The organism is Limnohabitans sp. (assembly GCF_040401495.1).
In the GTDB taxonomy this organism is placed as follows: Bacteria; Pseudomonadota; Gammaproteobacteria; order Burkholderiales; family Burkholderiaceae_C; genus Limnohabitans.
On sequence record NZ_JBBAOI010000054.1, the window covers coordinates 1 to 1785 of the forward strand.

The 1785-nt window shown below is 52.9% G+C and carries 2 protein-coding genes; both read left to right on the forward strand.

What is annotated here, in order from left to right; all coding sequences use genetic code 11:
- The coding region (gene leuC, locus AC9UEO_RS13550) for a 3-isopropylmalate dehydratase large subunit (RefSeq protein WP_509534575.1) at window positions 1-1274 on the forward strand (1274 nt) is incomplete at its 5' end.
- Window positions 1271-1785 (forward strand): 3-isopropylmalate dehydratase small subunit (gene leuD / locus AC9UEO_RS13555; protein WP_509534578.1); only part of this gene is annotated, 515 nt, incomplete at its 3' end. The genes leuC and leuD, both read left to right, overlap by 4 nt.

Genomic DNA, 1785 nt, shown 5'->3' on the forward strand with positions numbered 1-1785 from the left:
ATGGCTTACGTCTGACTGGTCGCCCATTGCGCCGTCCTGACCTGACTATTGCAACCGAGGACCACAACGTTCCTACAGCCGACATCCATTTGCCAATCGCAGATCCCATTTCAGCAAAGCAAGTGCAAGTCCTTCGCGACAACGCTGCTGAATATGGTTTCACTTTGTTTCCTATGGGAGACCCGAATCAGGGCATCGTTCACGTCATCGGGCCAGAACAAGGCCGCACGCTTCCCGGCATGACAATTGTCTGCGGAGACAGTCACACAGCCACTCATGGCGCCTTCGGTGCACTTGCATTCGGAATCGGTACCAGCGAAGTGGAACATGTTCTTGCAACACAGACACTTCCGCAATCACGTCCGAAGTGGATGTCCATCACTGTTGAAGGCAACGTGCCAGATGGCGTGACAGCAAAAGACATCATCCTTGCCATCATCGGAAAGATCGGAACAGGTGGCGGCATTGGCCACGTCATCGAATATCGCGGGTCTGCAATTCGCGCACTTTCCATGGAAGGCCGCATGACGGTCTGCAACATGAGCATTGAAGCTGGCGCAAAGGCTGGCCTTATTGCACCGGACGACACCACATTTGAATACCTCAAAGGACGTGAGCATGCACCAAAGGGTGCCGACTGGGATGCAGCAGTTGCAGCATGGAAGAACCTTCGTACAGACGATGGTGCAAAGTTCGATGTTGAAGTCGTAATCGATGCAGCCACATTGTCTCCACATGTCAGTTGGGGAACAAACCCTGCTCAGGTGCTTCCTATCAACGGAATCATTCCATCGCCAGCAGATGCACCAGACGAGACAAGTGCAAACACAATTAGCCGCGCACTCGAATACATGGGGCTCACCGCTGGCATGAACATGCGTGATGTTCCTGTTGACACCGTGTTCATTGGTTCATGCACCAATGGCCGCATCGAAGACATCCGTGCAGCAGCAGCCGTATTCAAGGGTCGCACTGTCACGGTGAAGCGCGCGATGGTTGTTCCCGGCAGTCATGCCGTGCGCAACCAGGCAATTGCTGAGGGACTCGACAAAATCCTCATCGCAGCTGGTGTTGACTTTCGTGAACCCGGATGCAGCATGTGCCTCGCAATGAACCCTGACAAGTTGGCACCAGGCGAACGCGCCGCCAGCACAAGCAACAGAAACTTTGAAGGGCGTCAAGGTCGTGGTGGTCGCACACACCTTGTCTCCCCCGCCGTCGCTGCAGCAACCGCTGTTGCCGGACACTTCGCAAGCCCAGGAGATTTGAAATGAAATCAGTACACATCGTTACCGGTCGTGCAGTGCCCTTAAAGCGCAGCGACGTTGATACCGACCAAATCATTCCTGCAGAGTGGCTAAAGCGCGTCGAGCGCACAGGCTTTGAAGCTGGTTTGTTCTCAACTTGGCGTGATGATCGCAGTTTCGTATTGAACGATGAAAAGTATTCAGGTGCAACGATTCTTGTAGCTGGTCCAAGCTTCGGTGTTGGCTCATCACGTGAACATGCAGTGTGGGCTATTCAGCAATACGGATTTGATGCAGTTATTGCGCCAAGTTTTTCTGACATCTTTCGCAACAACTGCACAAAGAATGGCCTCGCGCCAGTCATCTTGCCTCAGGCAGCAGTAGAGAAACTGTGGGAACTCATCGAAGCTGATTCCACAACGGAAATCACTGTTGACATGGAACGTCTCACTGTTGAAGTTCCTTCCGCTGGTTTCAAAGAGAGCTTCCCTATGGACGCTCCAACGCAGCACCGCTTTTTGAATGGTCTTGATGACAT